The sequence below is a fragment of the Thermodesulfobacteriota bacterium genome, from assembly GCA_040753795.1.
Taxonomy (GTDB): domain Bacteria; phylum Desulfobacterota; class Desulfobacteria; order Desulfobacterales; family Desulfosudaceae; genus JBFMDX01.
In genome coordinates, this window is record JBFMDX010000013.1 from 110,175 (window position 1) to 130,421 (window position 20,247).

Sequence of the window (20,247 nt, forward strand, 5' to 3'; positions counted from 1 at the left end):
CCGGATTACCCTCGTAGCCGGCTATTTCTTTTGTTTCTCCTCCTGCCGGATCAGCTTTTTGATCTCTTCAACAGGCGTCAGGTTCAGATAAAATTTGCTGCTGCCTTCGCCCTGGCCCTTGTAGTTCAAGGCGTAAGCATACTCCTTGCCGCGAGCCCCGAACCGGACATGAAGATATTCCAGGTCCTCAAGCTGGCTGATGTGGGCGCGTATCTGCCAGTCCGTCCAGTTGATGTTCTCCCGGATCATGCGCCGGGTAAAAAAAACCTCGTCAACTGGGATGCCCTGTTTTTGGGATATGTCTTTGACCATGCGATAAATGCCGTCAAGCAAAAGACGGGAAGGCCGGGCCAACTCGTCCAGGCTCCGGCCCAGAACGTCATTGGCCAGGACATTGGCCTTGTCGATGTCCTCTAACGTGACTTCAATGTATTCTACGGCCCGGCCGTCCGCCGCCACGGTCCTGGCCTCCCGCTGGTGCTGGTGTAAAAAGGCAATAGCTTCGATCAGGCCGAGATATTTGTCATGATCCCGGCGGCTGATAAGCGACTTTGTGGGATAAGACAGATACGGCGTGTAAGGATTGACCACGGCCACGGGCTTTAACATCTGTTGGGCGATCTGGTGGATACGCTCGATATGGGCCGACTTGGTCCGGTTGACCAGGCCTTCCAGGGTTCTGGCCTGTTTTTGCTTGTCGTGGATGGCGGCCGTCATGGATTCTGATTCGTCGATGGACAGAAAGATAAAGCGGGAAGCGGTCTCGGCGTCAATGTCGGCCGCCGTGGTGGTCAGCATGACCGAGACCGGGCCCTCCACGGTATAAGTCTCGGTCTTCATTTTGCCGGTGCCCGGATCCTTGCCGGTTGCGGCAACCCTGATCCGGCCTTCTGACTGAATGTTTCTTATAGAATACGCGGCCCCGCCCACGCCTGCTTCTTCCTCGATGGCCAGGATTTTATGCTTTAACGATCCTTCTTCCTTGTAAAACAGGGCCTGGTCGGTGACGCGGGTGTACTTTTCTTGGTGGCTTTCCGGGACAAAGCGGAGGATGGCGTTCTGCAGGGTTGATTTGCCGGCCCCGCTTCTCGACTGGATCAAGGTGGACAAGGGCTTTGCCAGAAGCCGAGACACGGCCGTCAGATAACAGACAATCTTGTTGGTCTCTTCCCCCACAATGCCCATGACCAGTAGGGCGTCCAGAATGTCTTTGAACATGTCCGGGCCTTTTAAGAACTTCTCGGCCGCGGCCTTTTCTGTCTGGCTGGGCTCAAGCCGGGGCGCTTGTTTTTCTTTAGGCTGATAACTTTCTACCAGGGCCAGCAGCTTGCCAATGTCTTCCTTGACCAGTTCCTCGGCCGCGCCGAACAGGTCGGCACAAAGTTTTGCAAACCAGAGCCGGGACCGGGACGAGTACAGATCAATGGTGGTCAGCTCAAACGGCAGGTTGCCTTCCACGTCCGGCGAGGCCTTGATCACGGCCTTAAGCTGGGTGTCGCCTCTTTGTATGCCCTTGACATGGTATTGCCGTTCTCCGTATCCGACGATAAAGCCGTTTTCCGTGTGCTTGTACAGGGTCTTTTTCCTGGGATGAACATGGTCGGAGTGCTCTAATGATTTGGGGTTAGCCTGTTTTAGCAGGGCCTCGAACTGCTCCGGGGTATGCCGGTTAAAGTAGATGTTCACGTCCTTTACCGGCAGTTCGACCGTATAGGCCGTGATCTGTTTGTTTTTTAGCTGCATGGCCACGGCCTGGGCCGCCTTGCGGCCGGGATCATCCGCGTCAAAGACCAGATAGGCCTCTTTTATTTTGCCTTTGCAGTAAGACAGATGATCGTCGATCAGGCCGTTGGTGCCGTACAGGGGCATGACGTTTGTAAAGCCCTGGTCGTACAGGGTTAAAGCGTCGATGATGGACTCTGTTAAAAGGATGGCCTGGGAGCGTTTGACGGCCCCGGCATTGACCAGGCCGGAACGCTTGCCCGGCAAATACAAATGGGTCAGCTCGCAGCCCTCGTCTATGTTGCGGCCGTACAGGTTGACCACGGCCCCGGCCGTATCATACAGCGGGAACACCACGCAGTTTAAAAAGCGTTCGTTTCCCTTGGCGTTTAAGATGCCGATGGCTTTTAAATCGTCAAGGACTTCTTTGTCATCCGGAAGGATAGAAAGCAGGGTGCCGTTGACATAACCGGCCCCGAAGTCCTTTAAAGACTGGTTGCGGCTGATGCCTCGCTTGTTCTTGAGGTAGTCCAGGCCTTGGGTGGTTGTTTCTAAAGTGTGCTGGTAATAGGCGATGACGCGGGCCAGGAGTTTCTTTTGTTTGACGGTCAGGGATTGGGGGTTGTCGGTGTCGGGGGTGTCGGGGTTTTCTTTGGGCTGGGGTTTTGATGGCGGGGATTTTTGGGCAGGTAAGGTAGATTCTGGGGCCGACAGTATCCGCACGGCCTCGGTAAAGTTCACCCGGTCAAACAGTTCGATAAACCGGATCACGTCCCCGGCCGCGCCACAGCCAAAGCACTGCCACAGGTTGGTTTTGGGATTGATGGATAAAGATGGATTGTGATCATCGTGGAAGGGACACAGGCCGAAGTATCCCCGGCCGTTTTTTTTCAATTTGATGCCTTTGGCCTCGGCCAGGGCTTTCATGTCAACCGTAGTTTTGATACGGTCGATTTTCTCTTGTTCTATCATATCTCGTCTCCCGCTGTCTGAGCTGGTTAAAAAGGATGTCGCGCAAATGGTTCAGGGATTCTCTGAACTGGACGGGGTTGACCAGGGCATGGCCGTCCCGGTATGCCTGGTCATGCTCGACCAGGTCCGGACCGGTGAACATAAAGCTGGCGATCTGTTTGCCGTTTTCATTAAACCGGATGTCGTCCAGCCGTCCGCCCATGCACAGATAAAACGCCCCGCGGAAGATGTCGGTGGTTTCTAACGTGGATGTCATGCGGATCACCTCCCTTCTTGCTTTTTTGCGGGAGATAGGATAGAAAAAGAAAAGGTTTTCAAAGGGTTTTGGCCCTTTGATTGCCGGATTCCGGCCATCAACCCGCACTCGCCAAAGTTACGGTTGATGGCCTTTTCTTCGCAAACCCCCGTCAATCAACTGTCAAGCAAAAAATTGATGTTTTTTAATGTGTCATTTTGCGTATGAATAATGTACGATCATCGTATAATGATGTCAAGCGCAAAATGCTATTGTTTTTAAAAGTCGTGATATATTTTTTCCATGAAGACAAAATCAACCATAATGAACTTCGGTAAAAACCTGGCGCACCTAAGAAAATCAAGCGGCCTGACTCAACAGCAACTGGCTGACAAGATAGGCGTGTCACGGCGAGTCATAGCCTATTATGAAGGTGAGACAAAATATCCACCGGCTCACCTGATTGCTCCGCTATCAAAGGCATTAAATATCACAACCGATGAACTCTTAGGCGTTAAGCCTCCCAAAAACAATGGAGGCAAGCCAGATCTCAAGTTACAACGTAGAATGAATAAAATTAAGGAGCTGCCGTCCTCACAGCAGCAATTTATCCTTAAAGCCATTGACTCCCATCTAAAGGCTCTTGATAAATAGACAGCGGTAACTGTCTGCCTCCTCGGGCTTCAGCCCGCCAAACTGCCGGCGGGCTTCCGCAGCCTGCGGGGGCAGCCAGGTCATTTATTTTATCCCCGCCCGCCCGGCGTTCGGGCTCTCCTTTGCGGCTTCGGGCCTGTCGGTCGCTTCGGCGTGGCGTAAAGCCGCTCCGCTCGGCACGTCTGATAATGCCGCATTATCAAGACGTGGGCACGGCGTGCCTTCCCTCGCTTCGCTTTTACATAAACAAGTCTATGCAAACTTTACGCCTCGCCTTCGCTCCCTCTGCCCCTCGCCACGTCGTCGGCCCTCCGCCTCCCCGGATAAGGTATAAGGTCAATTTTATTCTGGATTGCCCGGATAAACCGGGCAATGACGAGGGTGGTACATTTTTATTTTCCGATTTTTGGTATGGGTTTTTTCTGGTTTGTTCGTAAGGCCGGAGTATTCCGGTAATGGGCGGGCGTTTTTCTTTTTAACTGCTGTGCGCGCAGGGAGCGGAGGACGGGCGACAAAGAAGCCCGGCCGAGCCCGAGCACACAGCCATACCGTTTGAATGCGGGCTGGGCAAGAACTGAGGGAGGAGATATTTGCACGGCCTGGGGTGAGCCCGCCCGGCGGAGACAGGGCCGGCACAGGGCCTTGCCCGAATGGGCGGTTAAAAAAGAAATGGGTGACGGGTGTATGCCCCGCCGAAGGGTAACGACGGCGGGGCGTGGTCAAATAAACGGGGTCAGAACCTACAAGCTGCAAGGCCTGTGACGGCCCCTGGCGAGGGGGAGCGGTCGGGGGGTGGGCTTAAGATTGATTGCGTGGGGCGCACCTTTTTCTGCCGGCGCCGGTTATTTTGTACGGCAGGGATCGAAGCCGCGGCAGAGCCTGGCGCGCGGCTTGCCTGTTCCTCTGGTCATCCTCCGGTTTCTTTATTTGCCATTACCCGACTTGATCGGGTAATCCAGAATAAAATTGATATGCAAGGCGCGTGACAGGCGAGGCAAACATCAAACATCCTTGCCCGCACGGCCACAGGCGAGGTCGGCCGGCAGAATGGGTGCGCTTTTTGCGGGCTGTGGCGCAAAAAGGCAACCAGGCAGGCATATAAAAAATGGGTATCCCTCCTTGTTCATGCCTGCCTGGTTGAGTTTTTTTGACCATCAGATTGACCTGTTTCCTTAGAGTCGTTGGGCAAAAAACCGTCACCCACTCTCACACACGGAATGAGTTATTTAATTATTTAAGGACGTCCCCTATGTGTTCTCTTTCGTTTCCAAAGTAGTAATGCTTTTTCCAACTCTTCTAAATCCATGTTTAGCTCTATCTCATTGTACCTATTATCTTTAAGAAAACTCAGCAAATTAATTACAAATAGTGATTCTTCTTTATTAAATAAATTACAGTTCTTATTTTCATTTAGGTGGAATAATAATTGATCAATATAATATTCCTCGTCTTTGCCATACAATGCAAGGCGTACCAAAGCAGGAAAATAATATTTAAACCCTTTCTCATTTATAAATGCAATTGGGTCCCAAACTGCATTACCGAGTTCTTTATAGGTTATACTTTCTCTTGTATGTGCCGATAATACATCATCATGATCTTTACATTCTTCACAGTGTAAATAATTCGTAAAATGTAATGGTCTAAGATTATCAGGAAATAATCTTAAAGCCTCTTTAAGCAATTTTTCTTCATTCATGTATAGAGTTAAAATCCTTTCAACACTGGTTTTATTTGTTGCAACAGTTTTTCGCTATGTATTCTTCTAACTTTTTAATGGCTTGTCTTCTCTCAATGATTTGTTGCTCATGACCGGCGTCGCCATCATTGGGATACCACTTCCGTGAAAACTCTTCTCTCATTCGTACACAGTCTTTTTCTCTTTGAAGGTTCCATTTTTTACGTTCACATAGATCAAGCCCCTCTGGCGGTGACTCATTACAACGGTTATGATATTTTAAATATTCTGAACGTCTCTCAGCTGCATCTCCAATGTCATCTGACATTTCATAAAGCAAAGCTCCGAGTATGATTGCTGATCCTATAGCTTCGCCAAAAGGTAGAGGGCCATCCAGAGCTGAAGCAGTTGTCGCAATTGGGATGGCGGCAGAAAGGACTTCCCCTAAACCTGATTCGTCTCTCCATTTTAAAGGGTTATTGAATACATACCTAAAGAGGTTTGGGTCCCCGCTAAAGAAGCCTATTGGATCTTTACGCAGGTATCTTCCGATTTCTGGTTCGTAATACCTAAACCCGTTATAATGCAGCCCCGTCTCGGCATCGTAGTATTGGCCCGGGAACCGCAGATTATTCTCAACCATCTCAACCTCCACCGTAGCCTTGCCAAAGCTTTCATACTTGGCTGACCACACCACCTCCCCGCTCCTGGCCGTCATCTTCTGCGGGGTACCGAGGTGATCGTTGTGATAGAAGTAATAACTCCCGTCGCTCTTCATGAACAGCGGATCGGTGCCCCAGGTACCGCCCGGCTGCCAGCCGTAAGTCTTGACGACATTTCCGGAGGCGTCCATTTCCGCGACCAGGCCTTCGTCGGCATAATGAAAGTATGTCCTGGTTCCGCCGACGTCCTTCCACAGCCTGCGGCCGAACGGGTCATAATAGTAGCTCGCCGTCAGCGTGCCGGAGTTCGGCAGGCCGTTCCAGACCTGGGCCAGCCGGTCTTCGGTGTTGTAGACATAGCTGAAGACCACGCCGTCAACGGTCTTTTTAACGGTGTTGCCATTGGCGTCGTATTCATAACTGGCGGCCTGAAGGCCGCCGCTACCGGATCCTTCGGCCAAGCCGGGCACTGACAGAAGCTCATTGTTATCGTTATATGCCCAGGCCCCGTTCCGGTCGGCCGAGGTCAGACGGTTGCCCACGCTGTCGTAGGTAAAGGCTTCGTCCGTCAGGCTTACGGCCTCCGGGTTGTCGGCCGAGGTCAGCCGGTGCAGGGCGTCATACACGTAGGCATAATCCCCGTGCTCGGTGGTCTTGGCCGTGATGTTGTCCATATTGTCATGGGTGTAGGCGTAATTCAAGAGTTCGTTGGCGCCCGGGTCCTTGGCCGTGATCTGGCTGATCCGCATGAGCTGGTCATAACCAAACTCCTTGGAAGCCCCGCCGGGCAGGGTCATCCCCGAGAGTCGGTTCCAGGTATAGTCGCTGACCGTGACCAGGCCGGAGCCGGGGATCTGGACCCCGGCCAGGCGGTTGGCCGTGTCATAGGTATAGCCATAGGCCACGCCGTCCGGCCCGGTAAAGCTCTCTTTCAGGCCGTTTTTCATGTAAGCATAAGAATGCGTTTTGCTGAACGTTCCGTAATTGACCGTCTCCGTGACCTTGCGTCCGGCCGGGTCATAGGCATAGACGGCCGAGGTGGCGCCGTCGTCATACCCGGTCAGGCGGCCGGTGGCGTCATAGGTGAACGTCACGGTCTTGACCAGGGCGTTGGCGGCATCATAATACCGGGTTTCTATCAACTGGTCGGCGGCGTCATAGATATAGGTGGTCTTCTGGCCTTTGGCGTCGCGCTTTTCCGAGAGGTTGCCGGCTGCGTCGTAAGCATAGGTCGTCTGTTCGCCTTCCGGCCGTGTCTCCTCTGTCAACCGGTTGTTCAGGTCATACGCAAAGGTCGTGGTCTGGCCTTTGGCATCGGTTAAAGAGACCAGATTGCCCCGGGCGTCATAGGCATAGGAGGTCTGGCCCGAAGCCGGATCGGTCACTTTGACCAGCCGATTGAAATTGTCATAGGCATAGGCGGTGATCCGGCCGTCCTTGTCGGTTTTGGCGATCAGGTTGCCGGCCGGGTCATACTCATACTGGGCCTGGGTGGTTTGTTCGGCCACATCCCGCTCGGCCGTCTTTCTGCCGCGGGTGTCGTAGCTGATCTGTTTTACGAACGTGGGATAGGTAATGGCCGAAGGCTGGTCGGCGCTGCCGGAGCAGGAAGAGCAGCCCGTGCCTGATCCGCCGTCATAGGACATGGACACGACGTTGCCGGCGCCGTCCGTGGTGCTGATCACCCGGCCGCGGTCGTCATAGGTATAGGTGGTGACCGCTCCTTCCGGATCGGTCATATTTAACAGTTTGCCGTCAAAGTTGTACTGGAAGACCGTAACCACGTCCTTGGTCCGGTCGGCCGGATCGATCACCCGGGTCTGTTTGATCAGGTGGCCCTGGGTGTCAAATTCAAACAGGGTTTGAACGTTGTCCGGGCCGGTCTCTCTGACCTTATTGCCCATGGCATCATATTCATAGGCCGAGACCCGATCCAGGGGATCGGTGACCGAGGTCATGTTGCCGGCCGCGTCATAAACATAGGTCCAGGTGTGGTTGTCGTCATCGGTCCGGGTCAGGACATTGCCCATGGCGTCGTGGGTAAAGTGCATGGTCTTGCCTTCCGGATCAGAGACCGAAGTCATGTTGCCGGCCGCGTCATAGGTCATGGTGGTGACGATGTCCGGCGGGCCGATGACGCGGGTCTCGGTCAGGTTGCCGACCGCGTCATAGGTATAACGGGTGACGCGCTCGTCGGCCGTGCCCGCGGCCTCGGTCTTCTCGATCAGGTTGACCTGGGCGTCATAGGCATAAGTGGTGATGATGCCGTTTTCATCGGTCTTTCTGATCGGCTTATGAATGACGTTGTCATACAGGGTGGTTTTTTGTGTGCCGTCGGGATAGGCCACCAGCGCCAACTGGCCCCATTCATTGTATTGCTTGCGGGTGACGTTGCCGTTTCCGTCGGTGGTCAGCAGGGTGCGGCCGTTGTCCAGAACTTCAATCTCCTCAATCATATCGCCGTTTATGGCTTTTTTGCTGTAGCCGAAATTGCCGTCCCCGGCCGGGCGATACCAGGTCTCCTTGATCGCACCATCCGGCGTCCTGACCATTGAATAGCGTTCCTGGTTGGTGCTGTTGTAATCGTATTCAAAAGTAAAGGTTTTGCCTGTTCCATAGTCGACGGACGTCGCCATACCCAAATCCAAATCATAGACAACTTCTTTGGTGCTGCCGTCAGGATAGGTGACGATAACGCTGGCGTCGTCATAAGAAAAATGGGTTTGATTGCCATACACATCCGTAAACGTTTCCAGGCTGCCAGGAATAACCTCGCCGTCAACGGTTTGACCGGGGGATGGCCCGTAGACATATTCCACCCGACGATTGTCAAGGTCGTGCACGGCGCTGATCCGGCCGCCGGCATTATACTCAAACCAGAGCTGCTGCTGGTGGTTTCTGTCTTCCACGCCGAGGAGTTGACGGGATTGCTCATTCCAGAGCACTTTGCCGACCGTTCCGTTCCTGTCGCCATACTCGATAACATAACCGTCGTAATTGAACAAAATCCAATTGCCGCCGCGTGCCTGCCACTTGAACATGGGATCCGCCCAGGCGCCAAGGGGGGTATCGCTGACCCTTGATATTGTCCGGGAACCGGACTGATAAACAGCGTAAATATTAAAACCGTCTATATCAACCGGACTGCCGCCTGATTTTTCATAAGTCGTGCCGTAATATTTGACGGCAACAAGATCGTCCGCATCGGAAAGATCACCGTATTCTTTCTCCAGCCGTTGTTCATGGTTGAAAAGATAAGAGAATTGCATCATTCTCGTTCCGTCATCCCGGGTAATCCGCTCGGCATCAAAATGCCGTTTAACCGCGATACTACCACCCGGTACTTTCACATACAGATCCGAGTATTCGACGGCATAAGCGCCGGACAGCAGGTTCACTCCCGAACCGGTGGGCTCGCAGGTCAGCCCGCATGCGGCGCCGCCTCCGCCTCCGCCTCCTCCGCCGCCGCCTCCGCCGCCGCCACCGTCATCTGGGCAAAATGAGTCCGCGGCTGGGCTGGGATCAGGGCCGGGGGGTGGAGGTGGTCCCGGGCCGCCGCCGCTGCCGCCGCCACATCCGGAACCGCCACTGTCGCAGCATGCTGATTTGCACTCCGGAATACATTTCTTCCCGCCCATGGACGAACCCGAAGGACCAGAGCCGCTACTACCTCCCCCGCCTCCGCTTCCGCCGCCGCCGCTTCCGCCGCTGCTTCCGCCGCCGCTTCCACCGCCGCTTCCGCCGCTGCTCATGCTCCAACCCGCGGAGCCCTTGCCGCCGCACTCACCATATTCATAGTCTGAACCACCTGAAGCACCGCCCCCGCCATCACCGCCGCCGGTGCTGTCGACGGCGTCAGCGGTGCTCAGGCAGGTCAGGCGGTAGGGCAGTGTTATCCTTTCCTTGGGGCCGATGGTGGTGGGCAACTCGCGCAAGAATTCAAAGCGATACCCCTGACCGACATTTAAATGGTGGGCCATGTTCTCCGCCTGCATCAACCCGTAGTTGGTCAGGGTGAACTCGCCGGTGAACACGTCGCCGGGCGCCATATCCGGCAGGTTGACGTGCATGGGTTCATAGAGCACCACCGGCGCGGGCACATTGGTCTCAAAGGTGGCATGGAGGATGATCTCATACTTATCCTGGATGGTGGTCTCCACCACCTCCCATTCCACCGTGACCAGGTTGTATTGCAGGAACACCTCCCGGGTTTCCGTGATCCCGGACTTGATCCACAGCCGGCCGATCTCTTCCTGATGGTTTTCGGCGCGGATCCGGTATTTGTAATTGCCCGGCGCCAGGTCGGTAAAATCGGCCTGGCCGTTGGCGTCGGTCATCTGTTCAAACTGGAGGGAAGTGGTCTGCTCGTTCTGCAGCAGGATTTTGGCGTTGGCCAGGCCGGCAATGGTCTCGTCGTTCTGGCCAACCGTACCGGTGTAAAGGTCGATGATGTGGAACAGGACGTTCCCGGGCTGGCCTTCGGCCGCCACGCCGACATAGAGGCCGATGTTGACGACGGCGTGGTTATCGCCGGTCACTTTCAGATAAAAGGTATGGTCGCCCACCTGGCTCGCCTGGGAGGGCGCGAACTGGATATTGACCGCGGTTTTGGCGCCGGGGACCAGGGCGCCGATCTGGGTCGGGGTGGTGATAGCCGCCCAGGCGGGATTGGCGGTTGTGTTGACCACCGGGTTGCCGGCGGCGTCGGTCAGGGTCAGGACGACGTTTTCCATGTCGGCCGTGCCGCGGTTCTCCAGGGTGACGGTCTCGGTAACGGGCGTACCCACGGTAGTGCCGGTTTCCACATGGTCCGGCGTAAATCCGAGTACCGGCACGGCCTCGGCAAACACATAATTGACCGGCAGGGTGTCCCAGCCGGCGGCCGGGGAGCCGTCGCTGACCAGGCGCAGGGTAAACTGGCCGGTGGTGGCGGCGGTGTTGTCGGCCAGCACGGTAAAGGTCACCTGGCCGCTCTGGCCGGAGGTAAGATTGATGGGATCGCCGAACGTAATCTGGACGCCGGGAGGAGCGCTCTCGCCTTCCCGGTAATCAAAGCGCAGGTTGGCGGCGGTGGTGCCCTGGCCTGCCGTGGCTTTCATCGAAACGGTGTATTCGTAGTTCTTGGGTATCTTCAGGTTGTAGCTGGAATATTGCAGGCTGACGTTGCTGATGGTGAAAGTGGCCTGCACCGGCCGTTCGGTCAGGTCGGGATGAACGGCGCAGACCTGGTAGGTGCCGGAGTCCCCGGCCTGGGGGGTGTAGACATGGGTAAAGGTTCCGTCCTGACCGGTCTGGACGGTTGTCTTCTGTTCAAAACCGTTTTTGGAGATCACCAGCTTTAACGACGCAAAGGGCAGGCTGTCGCCGGTCAGGCGTTCCACGGCCCGGCCGGAGATGGTGATGTCCTGGTTGCCGGAAGAGCTGACCGGCGTCACCAAATCCACGGTGCCGGTATAGGTGGTCTCGATCAGGGAGACCGGCGCGGTGGTGCTCATGCCGTTCATGACCACTTCGTCGGCCTGGCCGCGGTGATAATAGAATTTGGCGATGGTCAGCCGGGCGGTCAGGGCGTCGGGCGCGGTGGCAGGCGCCGGCACACCGATATCGCTGGAAACAAAAGAGCCGCCGGGCACGATCCGGGCCACGGTGTCGCCGTTGGGCAGGGTGACCACATTGCCGCCGGTGGCGGCCTGGAACTTCTTCTCGGTAATGACGTTGCCGTCCTCGTTGACCAGGAACAGGCTGATTTCATCAGAGGGAAGTCGGCCGGTATTCCTGGCGGTGATGATCTCGATCTGCTCCACGCCGGTGTTGACCAGCTCGAACCGGGCCAGGCCCGTGCCGCCGCGGGTAAAGGCCTCGGTGGTCAGGCGCAGGTCCAGCAATCCGTCGGTCACGGGAAGGACGGTGCTCCGGATGATATTGACGGTTTCATTGGCTTCTTCGGTAATCGCGACGGTGGTGGCGACCGGGGCCATATCCGGCAGGTCGGCATAACCGCCGATGGTTACGGACACGGTCCTGGTCTCTCCGGCCGCCAGGGAAAAGACCGGCGACAGGTGGGAGCGGACTGAGCTGTCGGAGAGCGTCACATCCGTCTTGAGCTGAACATTGGAAAGGGTCATGGCGGAACGGTTGGTGACCGTATACTTGAGGCCGTTCATGATGCCGCGTTGGATGGTCGCGCCGGGTTCCGGCACGGCGGTCACCTTCGGCAGGGTGACGGCCCGTTCCAGGCTTTCATCAACGCCGTTGTGATGAACCACCACCAACGTATAGGTGCGGTCGTCGCCGGCATAACCGGTGTCGGTGAACGTCCGGCCGGTCATCGGGCCGGCAGTGTTGAGTTTGACGTTGCCGGACCTGGGGCCGAGAAAGAGGTTGTACCCGCTGATGTTGCCTGAAGCATTATTGTCGGTCCAGGTGATGACCGGGTAGGCGGATTCTGCTTGAGTGACGGTGATGCCGGCCACCGGCAGCAGCAGGAAGGTGTGGTTGACGCAGGCGGACGGCGGGGATTGGTTGCCGGCTTTGTCCACCGCCGTGACAACGTAAAAAATATCAAGGGCCGAAGGGCCGGGGTCGACCACGGCCGCCTGGGGAATGCCCGTAATCAGCGGAATCAGGCCGGTTATATTGATGGCGTCGATGAGGGCGCTGTCGCGATAAACGTTGTACGTAACCGTTTCGTTGGTCGGACCGGTCCAGGTCAGGCTGATGCCGTTGGAGGCCTGGGCCAGGGCCAGGTTCGCCGGCGGCTCCGGCGCCACCCGGTCGGAAGCGGCCGCTACCAGCGCGCTTTTGGCGCTCTCGGCGTTCTGGCCGTTTCCTTCCCGTAGGCTGGCGACGGCATAATAATAGATGTCATCAGCAACGGGCAGATCCGTGTACTGCAAATCCGTGTCGGTCAGCGTCGCCTCCAGGGCGGTGAGCTGGGCCGGGTTGTTGACCGTACCCCGGTAAAGCCGATACCCGGAAGCACCGGTCACCCCCGCCCAGGAGAGCCGCACGGCTCCACCGGGCATGGATTCGGCCGAAAAACCGAAAGGGGTCTCCAGAGGCGGCAGATTGCCCTGATAAACCTGGAAGGCATTGTCCGCGGAAATGGTGTGGCCGACGTTGCCCAGCTTGTCGGCGCCTTCATATTCAAAGGAAAGAGTTTCCGGGGCGGTCAAGCCGCCGTCGGCGGGCAGGGTAAACTCCACCTGCCAGGTCTGGGCGTCGCCTGGCTGAACGGGTATTTCAGTGGCGGTAACGGCCTGGGCCGTGCGCCCTTCCCCGGAGAGCAGCCATTTGACGGTCGGGACCGCGCCATCGGCCAGGGCTTCATCCAGGCCGAAAATCGCGGTCACGGTCGTCGGCGAATCATTATTAATGGGCGAAACCGGCTGGACCGCCAGCCGGATGACTTCCGGCGCGTGGGTATCGATCAGGATGGAAGCGGCGTCGGTGTCCGTGATGACCGTGCCGACGTTGCCGACCTTGTCCCGGCCGGAGAAGACGGCATAGGCCGTGGCGGCCACGGTATTGGCCTCGATCAGGAAGTAGCCTGAATACTGGGTGTCGGAAATTTTATTCAGGCTGACGGATATGGGCAGGCCGCCCGCGGGGGTAAGACTGAGGAAGGGCGTGGCCACGAGCGCTTCGCTGACCTGCAGGGTAACGTTGACCCGGCCGACGCCCATGGCGCCGCTAGCTGGGTCAACAGGCCCCAGGGGGGCATACGTTATTTCAACCGCGGTCGGCGCCGTGCCGTCGGAAACGGCCGAGGCTTCGCTGGAAGGAACGCTCTCGCTGATCGCCCCACTGGAAAGTTTTTTAACGGTAGTCACCCGGTAGTAATAGGTGCCGTCCGAAGCAGGCAGGTCGGTATAAGTAGTGCCCGTAATGATCGTGGCGCCGTTGACCCGGGTGGCCGCAGAAACTTCTGAGAAAGGCGCCGTATGGCGGTAAAGGTTATAACCGCTGATCGTGCCGCTGACGGCATCCCAGGTCAATTTGACGCGGCCGCTGCTTAAGGCGCCGGCGGTCAGGCGGGCGGTGGGACTGGGCAGGGTCGTATCCAGCGTTACGGTGACGGCCGCGCTAAAGCCGCTGGTCCGGCCCAGATGCTCGGCCCGGGCCTTGATGGTATTCGTCCCGGCGACAAGGGGGATGACGGCGGAAAAAACGCCGGAGGCATTGGCCGTGGCGGTGACATTGAGGGAATTGTCGCTGCCGTCATAGAAGGTGACCACGGCGTTCTTCTCTACGGTTCCGGAAACCGTCACCGAGGACTGGTTGGTGACAAAGCCGGTCGAGGGACTGGTGATCTGCGGCGGGCTGATATCTGGCAGAGCCACGGTAAATCCATAAGTCGCGGCCGGGTCATTGGCATTGCCCAGGGTATCGGTGGCAACTACATGCAGGGTGTAGGCGCCGTTGGCAAGGGTAAGGATATCCAACGAGCAGGCATACGGGGAGGAATAATCCGTGGAGGAGAAAACCGTTGTGCCGGTGGCGTCATCAACCAGCGAAAAAGCCACCCGGCTGATGCCGGCCGTATCGGTGGCCACGACCTGGATCGTTCCGGAGGCCGAAACAGTGGCGCCGGAAAGGGCGGTACCGTTAAACGTGACGGATTGGATGACGGGGGAATCATTGTCGGCCGCGGGTGTCGCGGAAATGGTTTTACCGCTGACATCGGCTGATTTCCTGTTGGAAATATTGACCGCGGCCACGGCAAAATAATAGGCCTGACCGTTGATCAGGCTGGGAACATTGACGGTGGTGGACGTGGTGGTAAAGGCCAGGGTCATCTCGTCGATCAAGGCCGGCGGAGAGGCCGCCGTGCTTTTATACACGGCGTAATGTTTAAGGGGGCTGACCGGGTTGTTGTCGTTAATCGCCGGCGCGGCCCAGGTCAGATTCACATATCCGTCATGGGGCGTTGCCGAGGTAACGGCGGGGTTATCAATCAGGGTGGCGGCATTGATCTGCACGCCGGTGCTGGCATTGCCGGCGTCGTCAACGGCCACGATTTTAAAGGTATAAGTGGAGGCGGCATTTAAACCAGCGGCCGTATAGGTATTGGTTCCGGATGGAATGACGACGCCGATGGTATCCCCATCAAAAAAAACCTTGTGGTGGGCAAGGTCGGAAGACGCGGACGGGGTCCAGGTAAAAGTCAGGCTGGTTGACTGACAATCAGATACGGAAATACCGGTGGCCTCGGCCGGCAGGCCGGTGTCAATGGGCGTGGCCGCCACGGCATTCACGGTTGGGTCAAACTGCCCGGTAGCGTCAACGGCCATCAGGGCGAAACAGTAAATCTGGTCCCGGGTCAGGCCGGAAGCCTGATAGGTGGTGGAGCCGGCCGGGACCGTGGCGATGGGCGTCAGGCCGGTAACATTGGTTAATTGGCAAACGCCGTCAACCGGGTCGGCCCGGTAGACATCATAATGATTAATATCGCTGCCCTGGGCGGTTTCGTCATAGGTCCAGCTCAGGTTTACGGTGGTGCCGTCGCCGTTGCCGTCGGCGCTCAGGGTGGTTATGGGCGCGGGAACAACATTGTCATAAAAAATCTCCACCGCCCCGGCCGGGTCGCTTTGGTTCCCGGCCCGGTCAACCGCCTTAAACACAAGGGTGTTGTCGCCCGGGGTAAGGGTGACCGTGTACTGCCAGGCAGTCAGGGCGGTATGCCCAACGACCTCGGTATCATTTAATACTATGGAAGCATAGGCCTCCTTGGTTCCGGAAATTGCCTGGGTACTGGAATTGGTGGGGGTCGTCACCGGGTTAACGACCGGGGGCTCCGGCGGCGTGCCGTCCACTTCAAAATGATATGTATATTGAGGCGACTGGTTGCCTAAACTGTCCTGCAATTGGATGGCGACGGTATAAACCGATTCCATCGTCAATGGATAAGCGGGTGTAAATACAAGATGGCTGATATCGGATGACTGCCAGTCGCCGGCAACCGGATTGTCATTGCCGTCCGTAACGGTCAGATTTGAATTTTGCAAATCAAGGCCGTCATTATAGACATACTCCTTAAAAGCGACGGTGATCGTGGCGGGTGCATTGGTCAGCATGAAAATGGAATTGTTGGCCGGGGTAATACCGGTAACAGCCGGCGGCGGAAGGGGGATGCAGGAGGTGTAGGTTGTCAGGAAGGGGTCGAAGTCCACGCTGCCATAGACAGCATCGCCGCCCGTTTTGTTCGGTCCTTCCGGATGGTTCCACCAGTTGTTTTCGGCCGTGACTACTTTACTTGCGGAGTTGCTATTATTAACGCCACAACTTGAATTGCCGACAAAATTATTATTGCCAATGGTCGGTTGAGCGTCGTTATAGGTGGTGATTCCATATTTATTTTCAATTATATTATTACATTCAATTACAGTGCCATTGCACATGGAACCACTGACAAAGATGCCGGCGTCAGAGCCGGCCCGTATCAGATTGTATCGGATGGCGGGCGACCCACTGTAAGCCACACTTATATTGCGCGTGCCGTATTCAATAGTGCAGTACTCAAGGATGGAAGCAGGAGAAGAAGATCGTAAAAGGATACGATCCCAGCTTCCCGGCCCGGGCGTTGCCGCGTTTGAGGTAAACAGGATCGGATCATTCGCGGTACCAACGGCATTCAGTGCGCCGGCTACATTCAGTTCTCTGTCGGCGCCGAACTTAACGACCGCTCCCGGGTCTATGGCCAAGGTTATGCCGCTGTTGACCGCCACATCAGCGTCATTGATTTCAAAGGGAAGATCCTGCTTCTCCCAAGTGCAGTTTCCACCGATACTCAAAGTGCTTCTGATCGATATGCAGTTCTTATAGTTACCGGTTCCGGTGTTGCCGGAGATCCGGTTGATATAAGCGCCGGTGCTGATGGCACCGCCATTGGATATGAAATTATTATTCTCTATAATCATTTCGGCATGCGGACCGGATCCGTTGGAGCATTGAATACCATAGGAGTAATTATTTTTTATCGTACAGCCGGAGATAACCGGATAGGCGCTGCTGATATAAATACCGTAAATTTCACTGAACTGAATGGTGCAATTTCTTATCGCAACCGGACTGGCCCCGCTGAAAAAACAAATGTTGGCCGGAATGGTATTGAGCCCGCCGCCGTATTCAACGGTGCAAAATTCAAGGGTGGAGGCAAGCGCGGAAGAATTGAAACGGATAGAATTCCAGTCTCCGTGCACTGGTGTGGCCGCGTTGGAAGTAAAAAGGATCGGGGTGTCCGCCGTGCCGACGGCGTTGACCGCACCGGAGACAATAAGGCTTTTACCGGCATTAAACTTGACGACCACGCCGGGATCAATGGTTAATGTCTTGCCGCTTGAGACCGTCACATCAGCGGTGACGATATAGGGACTGCCCGCGACCGTCCAGGTGGTATTGACGCTGATGGTTCCGCTGACATTGGTGGCGGCCGCGGCCGGATATCCTGTTGCCAGCCAGCCCAGCGCCGCCGGCGCCAGCAATAAGATCATCAGGATGCGAGCCGCCTTACGGAAACGTGATAACTCTCTGCCGTCCACTTTCTGCCTCCCCCCGAATAACAAAGCCGTCATGGAATATGACCTCCGATTATCGATCACCACAGCTCTTGCATTTGTTGTAAGATTGCATTCTTCGCTCCCGGGGAACCCGGGACAACGCCAGGTTGTCAAGATACGTTTTATATGCGTTCAAGCCGCCTTTAAGAAAAAACAGGCGGGTCACTCCCATTGATAACAATTTGGTTCTTATCGTCGGATAGTCCGTCCCGTCTTCATTGAACACCAGCACGGAACCGGCCGGGTGAGACTGGTTATAGTCCTTCATCAGTTCAGCCGCCTTGTCCACTGGATTTAACAAGACCGCCTCAGGGAAAAAACTCTGATCCGCCCGGGCCGAGGCATTCACCGGTAAAAAGGACTTGTACGCCGATTCCTGATAAACATCGGCGGGGTCCGCCAGCCAGATCTCCTCACCGGCCAAGGGGTCGCCGCTGACGGGAAGGTCTTTTTCCAGCCAAGCGTTGATGCCGCCGCGCAGAATGGCCACATCAACGCCCTGCTCCCGGAGCAGGGCGCTCTCTTTCTCCAGGGCGCTATAATTAAATCCGTTGTTGGTCAACACCACCAGGTCGTTTTTCAGAAACGGTTTGGTCTTCAGGGCGTACAACGGGATATGGATGGCCCAGGGGATACGGAGCCGGTCAAAATCAGGCCGGTTCCGCACATCCGCCAGCACGACGATATTGCCCTGCTGCTTTTTGTGCAGCACCGCGTCAACGGTCCGGGAAAAAGAATAGTCGTGTGCCTTAGCGGATGATCCCGGAGAAACGGAACCCGGCGTTTCCGGATCGGCCGCCAGGGCCGAGACCGCGAGCAGTAGATTGATAATTATATAAAACGTCGGTAAGACATACTTCATATTCATAAAGATCCGTTACTCCAGGTTGATCTCCACGATTTGCACCGGCCCCGCCAGAACGTTGACAACGGAACTGTAAACCATGGCGCCGCCCTGGTCCGCCCGGAATTTGAAGGCTTTTTCCGGCAGGGTAAATTCCACGATGCCGGCACTGTCGGTTGTCAGGTTACGGTTGAGATAAGCGCCGGCGCCGGTAAACAGATAGACAACGGCCCCGGCCACATCAACGCCCGATCGGTGGACATGGACCCTCACCAGGTTGTGGGGAATGGTGACGGCGGTATCCGCAAACTGGAAGTTAGCCGACCAGAACTGGCTGCCCAGGTAATCCGCGCGAACCTTGTAGGCCTGGTCCGGCAGGTAGAACACCACCCGGCCGTCAACGTCGGTGGTCCGGCTCTGACTTAAATAGGCGCCGGAAGGCTTGAACAGATAAACGGGGATGCCCGCCAGCGGGGTCTGGCCCTGATAGTCCCTGGTAACCGTTATGGCCACGTTCTTATGCGGTATGGTCAGCACTTCGGAAAGCGAGGACGGAATGGTAAAGACACCCGTCCAGAACTGGTAGCCGAGATAATCCACCCTGATTTTATAAGTACCGTCGGCCAACTCAAAGGAGACCTGGCCTTCGCTGCTGGTGACGGCCGACTTGTTCAGGTAGGCGCCGGCGCCGGTAAACAGATAACAACTCGCCCCGACCAGGGCGTCGGTGGCGTTTTTCAGTACGGTCAGGGTAAAAGTGCCGCCGCCCACGGAAATCGGGATCGGATTGACCTGATCGGCCGTCAGCGCGGAAATGGCGCTCCAGTACTGACTGCCCTGATAATCGGCCCGGAACTTGTAATTACCGGCCGGAAGCCGGAAGGTGGCCCGACCACCGGAACCGCTGACGCCGCTGATGTTCAAGTAGGCACCGGCGTTATTAAAAACATAGATGGGTATACCTGATAGGGGCTGCCCATTGCCGGTTACGGTGATCTCCGCCTCGGCCAAGGGGATGGTGATGGTTTTGTCCTGCCAGGTGAAAATATCGGACCAGTACTGACGGCTCAGGTAATCGGCCCGGACTTTATATGGCTGTTCAGGAAGATTGAAGATCGTCTGTCCGGCGGCATCGGTGGCTTTAGTCCGGTTCATATAAACGGCTGAATCGGTGAAGAGATACGTATTGACGCCGGCCAGGGGCTGGACCGTGCCCTGATAGACGCTGTTGACGGTAATTTGCGTGTCCTGATGCGCGATGGTCATGATTTCACTTAAGATGTCCGGCACGGTCAGCAGATCCGACCAGTACATATACCCCAGATAATTGACGCGGAACTTATAATCGCCGTCGGACAGGTCGAAACCGACCTGGCCGGAGCTGTCGGTCACGTCCGTCAGCCCCAGATAGGCGCCGTTTTCGTCAAAGGCATAACAGTCCGCGCCGATCATGGGCAGGATGTCGCCCTTCATCACCGTCAGGGAGAATACGCCGCCGCCGGTGTGAATGTTCACGGGATTATTCTGATCCGCGGTCAATTGGGCGGTTCCGCTCCAGAATTGATTGTGCTGATAATCCGCCCGGAATTTATAGGCGCCGGCGGGCAGGCGGAACCGGATTTTACCGTCGGTACCGGTGGCGCCGCTGATGCCCAGATAAGCGTCGGCTTCCGAAAACACATAAACCGGCACATTGGATAGGGGAACACCGTCCAGGACGGTGATTTCGACATCCGCCATGGGAATTTCAATCGTCCGGTCTTCCCGGGTAAAAGCCCCGGACCAGTAATGCTTGCCGAGGAAATCCGCCCGGACTTTATAGACCCGCTCGGGCAGGTTAAAAACCGTCCGGCCGTCGGCATCGGTAACCTGGTTTAGGCCCATATAGGCGCCGGCTTCCGTGAACAGGTAAGCCTTGAGCC

General features: G+C 56.3%; 7 protein-coding genes and 1 pseudogene. 1 reads left to right on the plus strand and 7 read right to left on the minus strand.

What is annotated here, in order from left to right; all coding sequences use genetic code 11:
• Window positions 1-21: 21 nt before the first annotated feature.
• Window positions 22-2,694 (minus strand): CHC2 zinc finger domain-containing protein, encoded by a 2,673-nt coding sequence (locus tag AB1724_14730; GenBank protein MEW6079064.1) that lies wholly within the window; start codon window positions 2,692-2,694, stop codon window positions 22-24.
• Window positions 2,651-2,950, minus strand: coding sequence for a hypothetical protein (locus AB1724_14735; GenBank protein ID MEW6079065.1), 300 nt, complete (start codon window positions 2,948-2,950; stop codon window positions 2,651-2,653). The genes AB1724_14730 and AB1724_14735 overlap by 44 nt, the downstream gene beginning before the upstream one ends.
• Before the next feature lie 282 nt (window positions 2,951-3,232).
• Between AB1724_14735 and AB1724_14740 the strand changes: the two genes are divergently transcribed.
• A complete protein-coding gene (locus tag AB1724_14740; protein MEW6079066.1) occupies window positions 3,233-3,583 on the plus strand; it encodes a helix-turn-helix transcriptional regulator in 351 nt (116 codons plus the stop codon).
• A gap of 1,234 nt (window positions 3,584-4,817) precedes the next feature.
• Here AB1724_14740 and AB1724_14745 read toward each other — a convergent pair.
• From AB1724_14745 to AB1724_14765, 5 genes and pseudogenes are all read right to left on the minus strand, one after another.
• Complete coding sequence (locus tag AB1724_14745) at window positions 4,818-5,282, minus strand: hypothetical protein (GenBank protein MEW6079067.1); 465 nt, start codon at window positions 5,280-5,282, stop codon at window positions 4,818-4,820.
• Window positions 5,283-5,313: 31 nt separating this feature from the next.
• Window positions 5,314-17,415 carry an RHS repeat-associated core domain-containing protein gene (locus tag AB1724_14750; GenBank protein ID MEW6079068.1) on the minus strand — a complete coding sequence of 4,034 codons (12,102 nt, stop codon included), beginning with the start codon at window positions 17,413-17,415 and terminating at the stop codon, window positions 5,314-5,316.
• 255 nt (window positions 17,416-17,670) lie between these two features.
• Window positions 17,671-17,739, minus strand: coding sequence for a hypothetical protein (locus AB1724_14755; protein ID MEW6079069.1), 69 nt, complete (start codon window positions 17,737-17,739; stop codon window positions 17,671-17,673).
• A gap of 205 nt (window positions 17,740-17,944) precedes the next feature.
• Window positions 17,945-18,349 (minus strand): annotated as a pseudogene (locus AB1724_14760) (rhodanese-like domain-containing protein).
• Window positions 18,350-18,358: 9 nt separating this feature from the next.
• The coding region (locus tag AB1724_14765) for a hypothetical protein (protein ID MEW6079070.1) at window positions 18,359-20,247 on the minus strand (1,889 nt) is incomplete at its 5' end.

Bases quoted from the DNA above. Each gene is read 5' to 3' on its own strand.
- AB1724_14730 (MEW6079064.1), bottom strand. From the start codon at position 2,694: ATGATAGAACAAGAGAAAATCGACCGTATCAAAACTACGGTTGACATG.
- AB1724_14735 (MEW6079065.1), bottom strand. From the start codon at position 2,950: ATGACATCCACGTTAGAAACCACCGACATCTTCCGCGGGGCGTTTTAT.
- AB1724_14740 (MEW6079066.1), top strand. From the start codon at position 3,233: ATGAAGACAAAATCAACCATAATGAACTTCGGTAAAAACCTGGCGCAC.
- AB1724_14745 (MEW6079067.1), bottom strand. From the start codon at position 5,282: ATGAATGAAGAAAAATTGCTTAAAGAGGCTTTAAGATTATTTCCTGAT.
- AB1724_14750 (MEW6079068.1), bottom strand. From the start codon at position 17,415: ATGATCTTATTGCTGGCGCCGGCGGCGCTGGGCTGGCTGGCAACAGGA.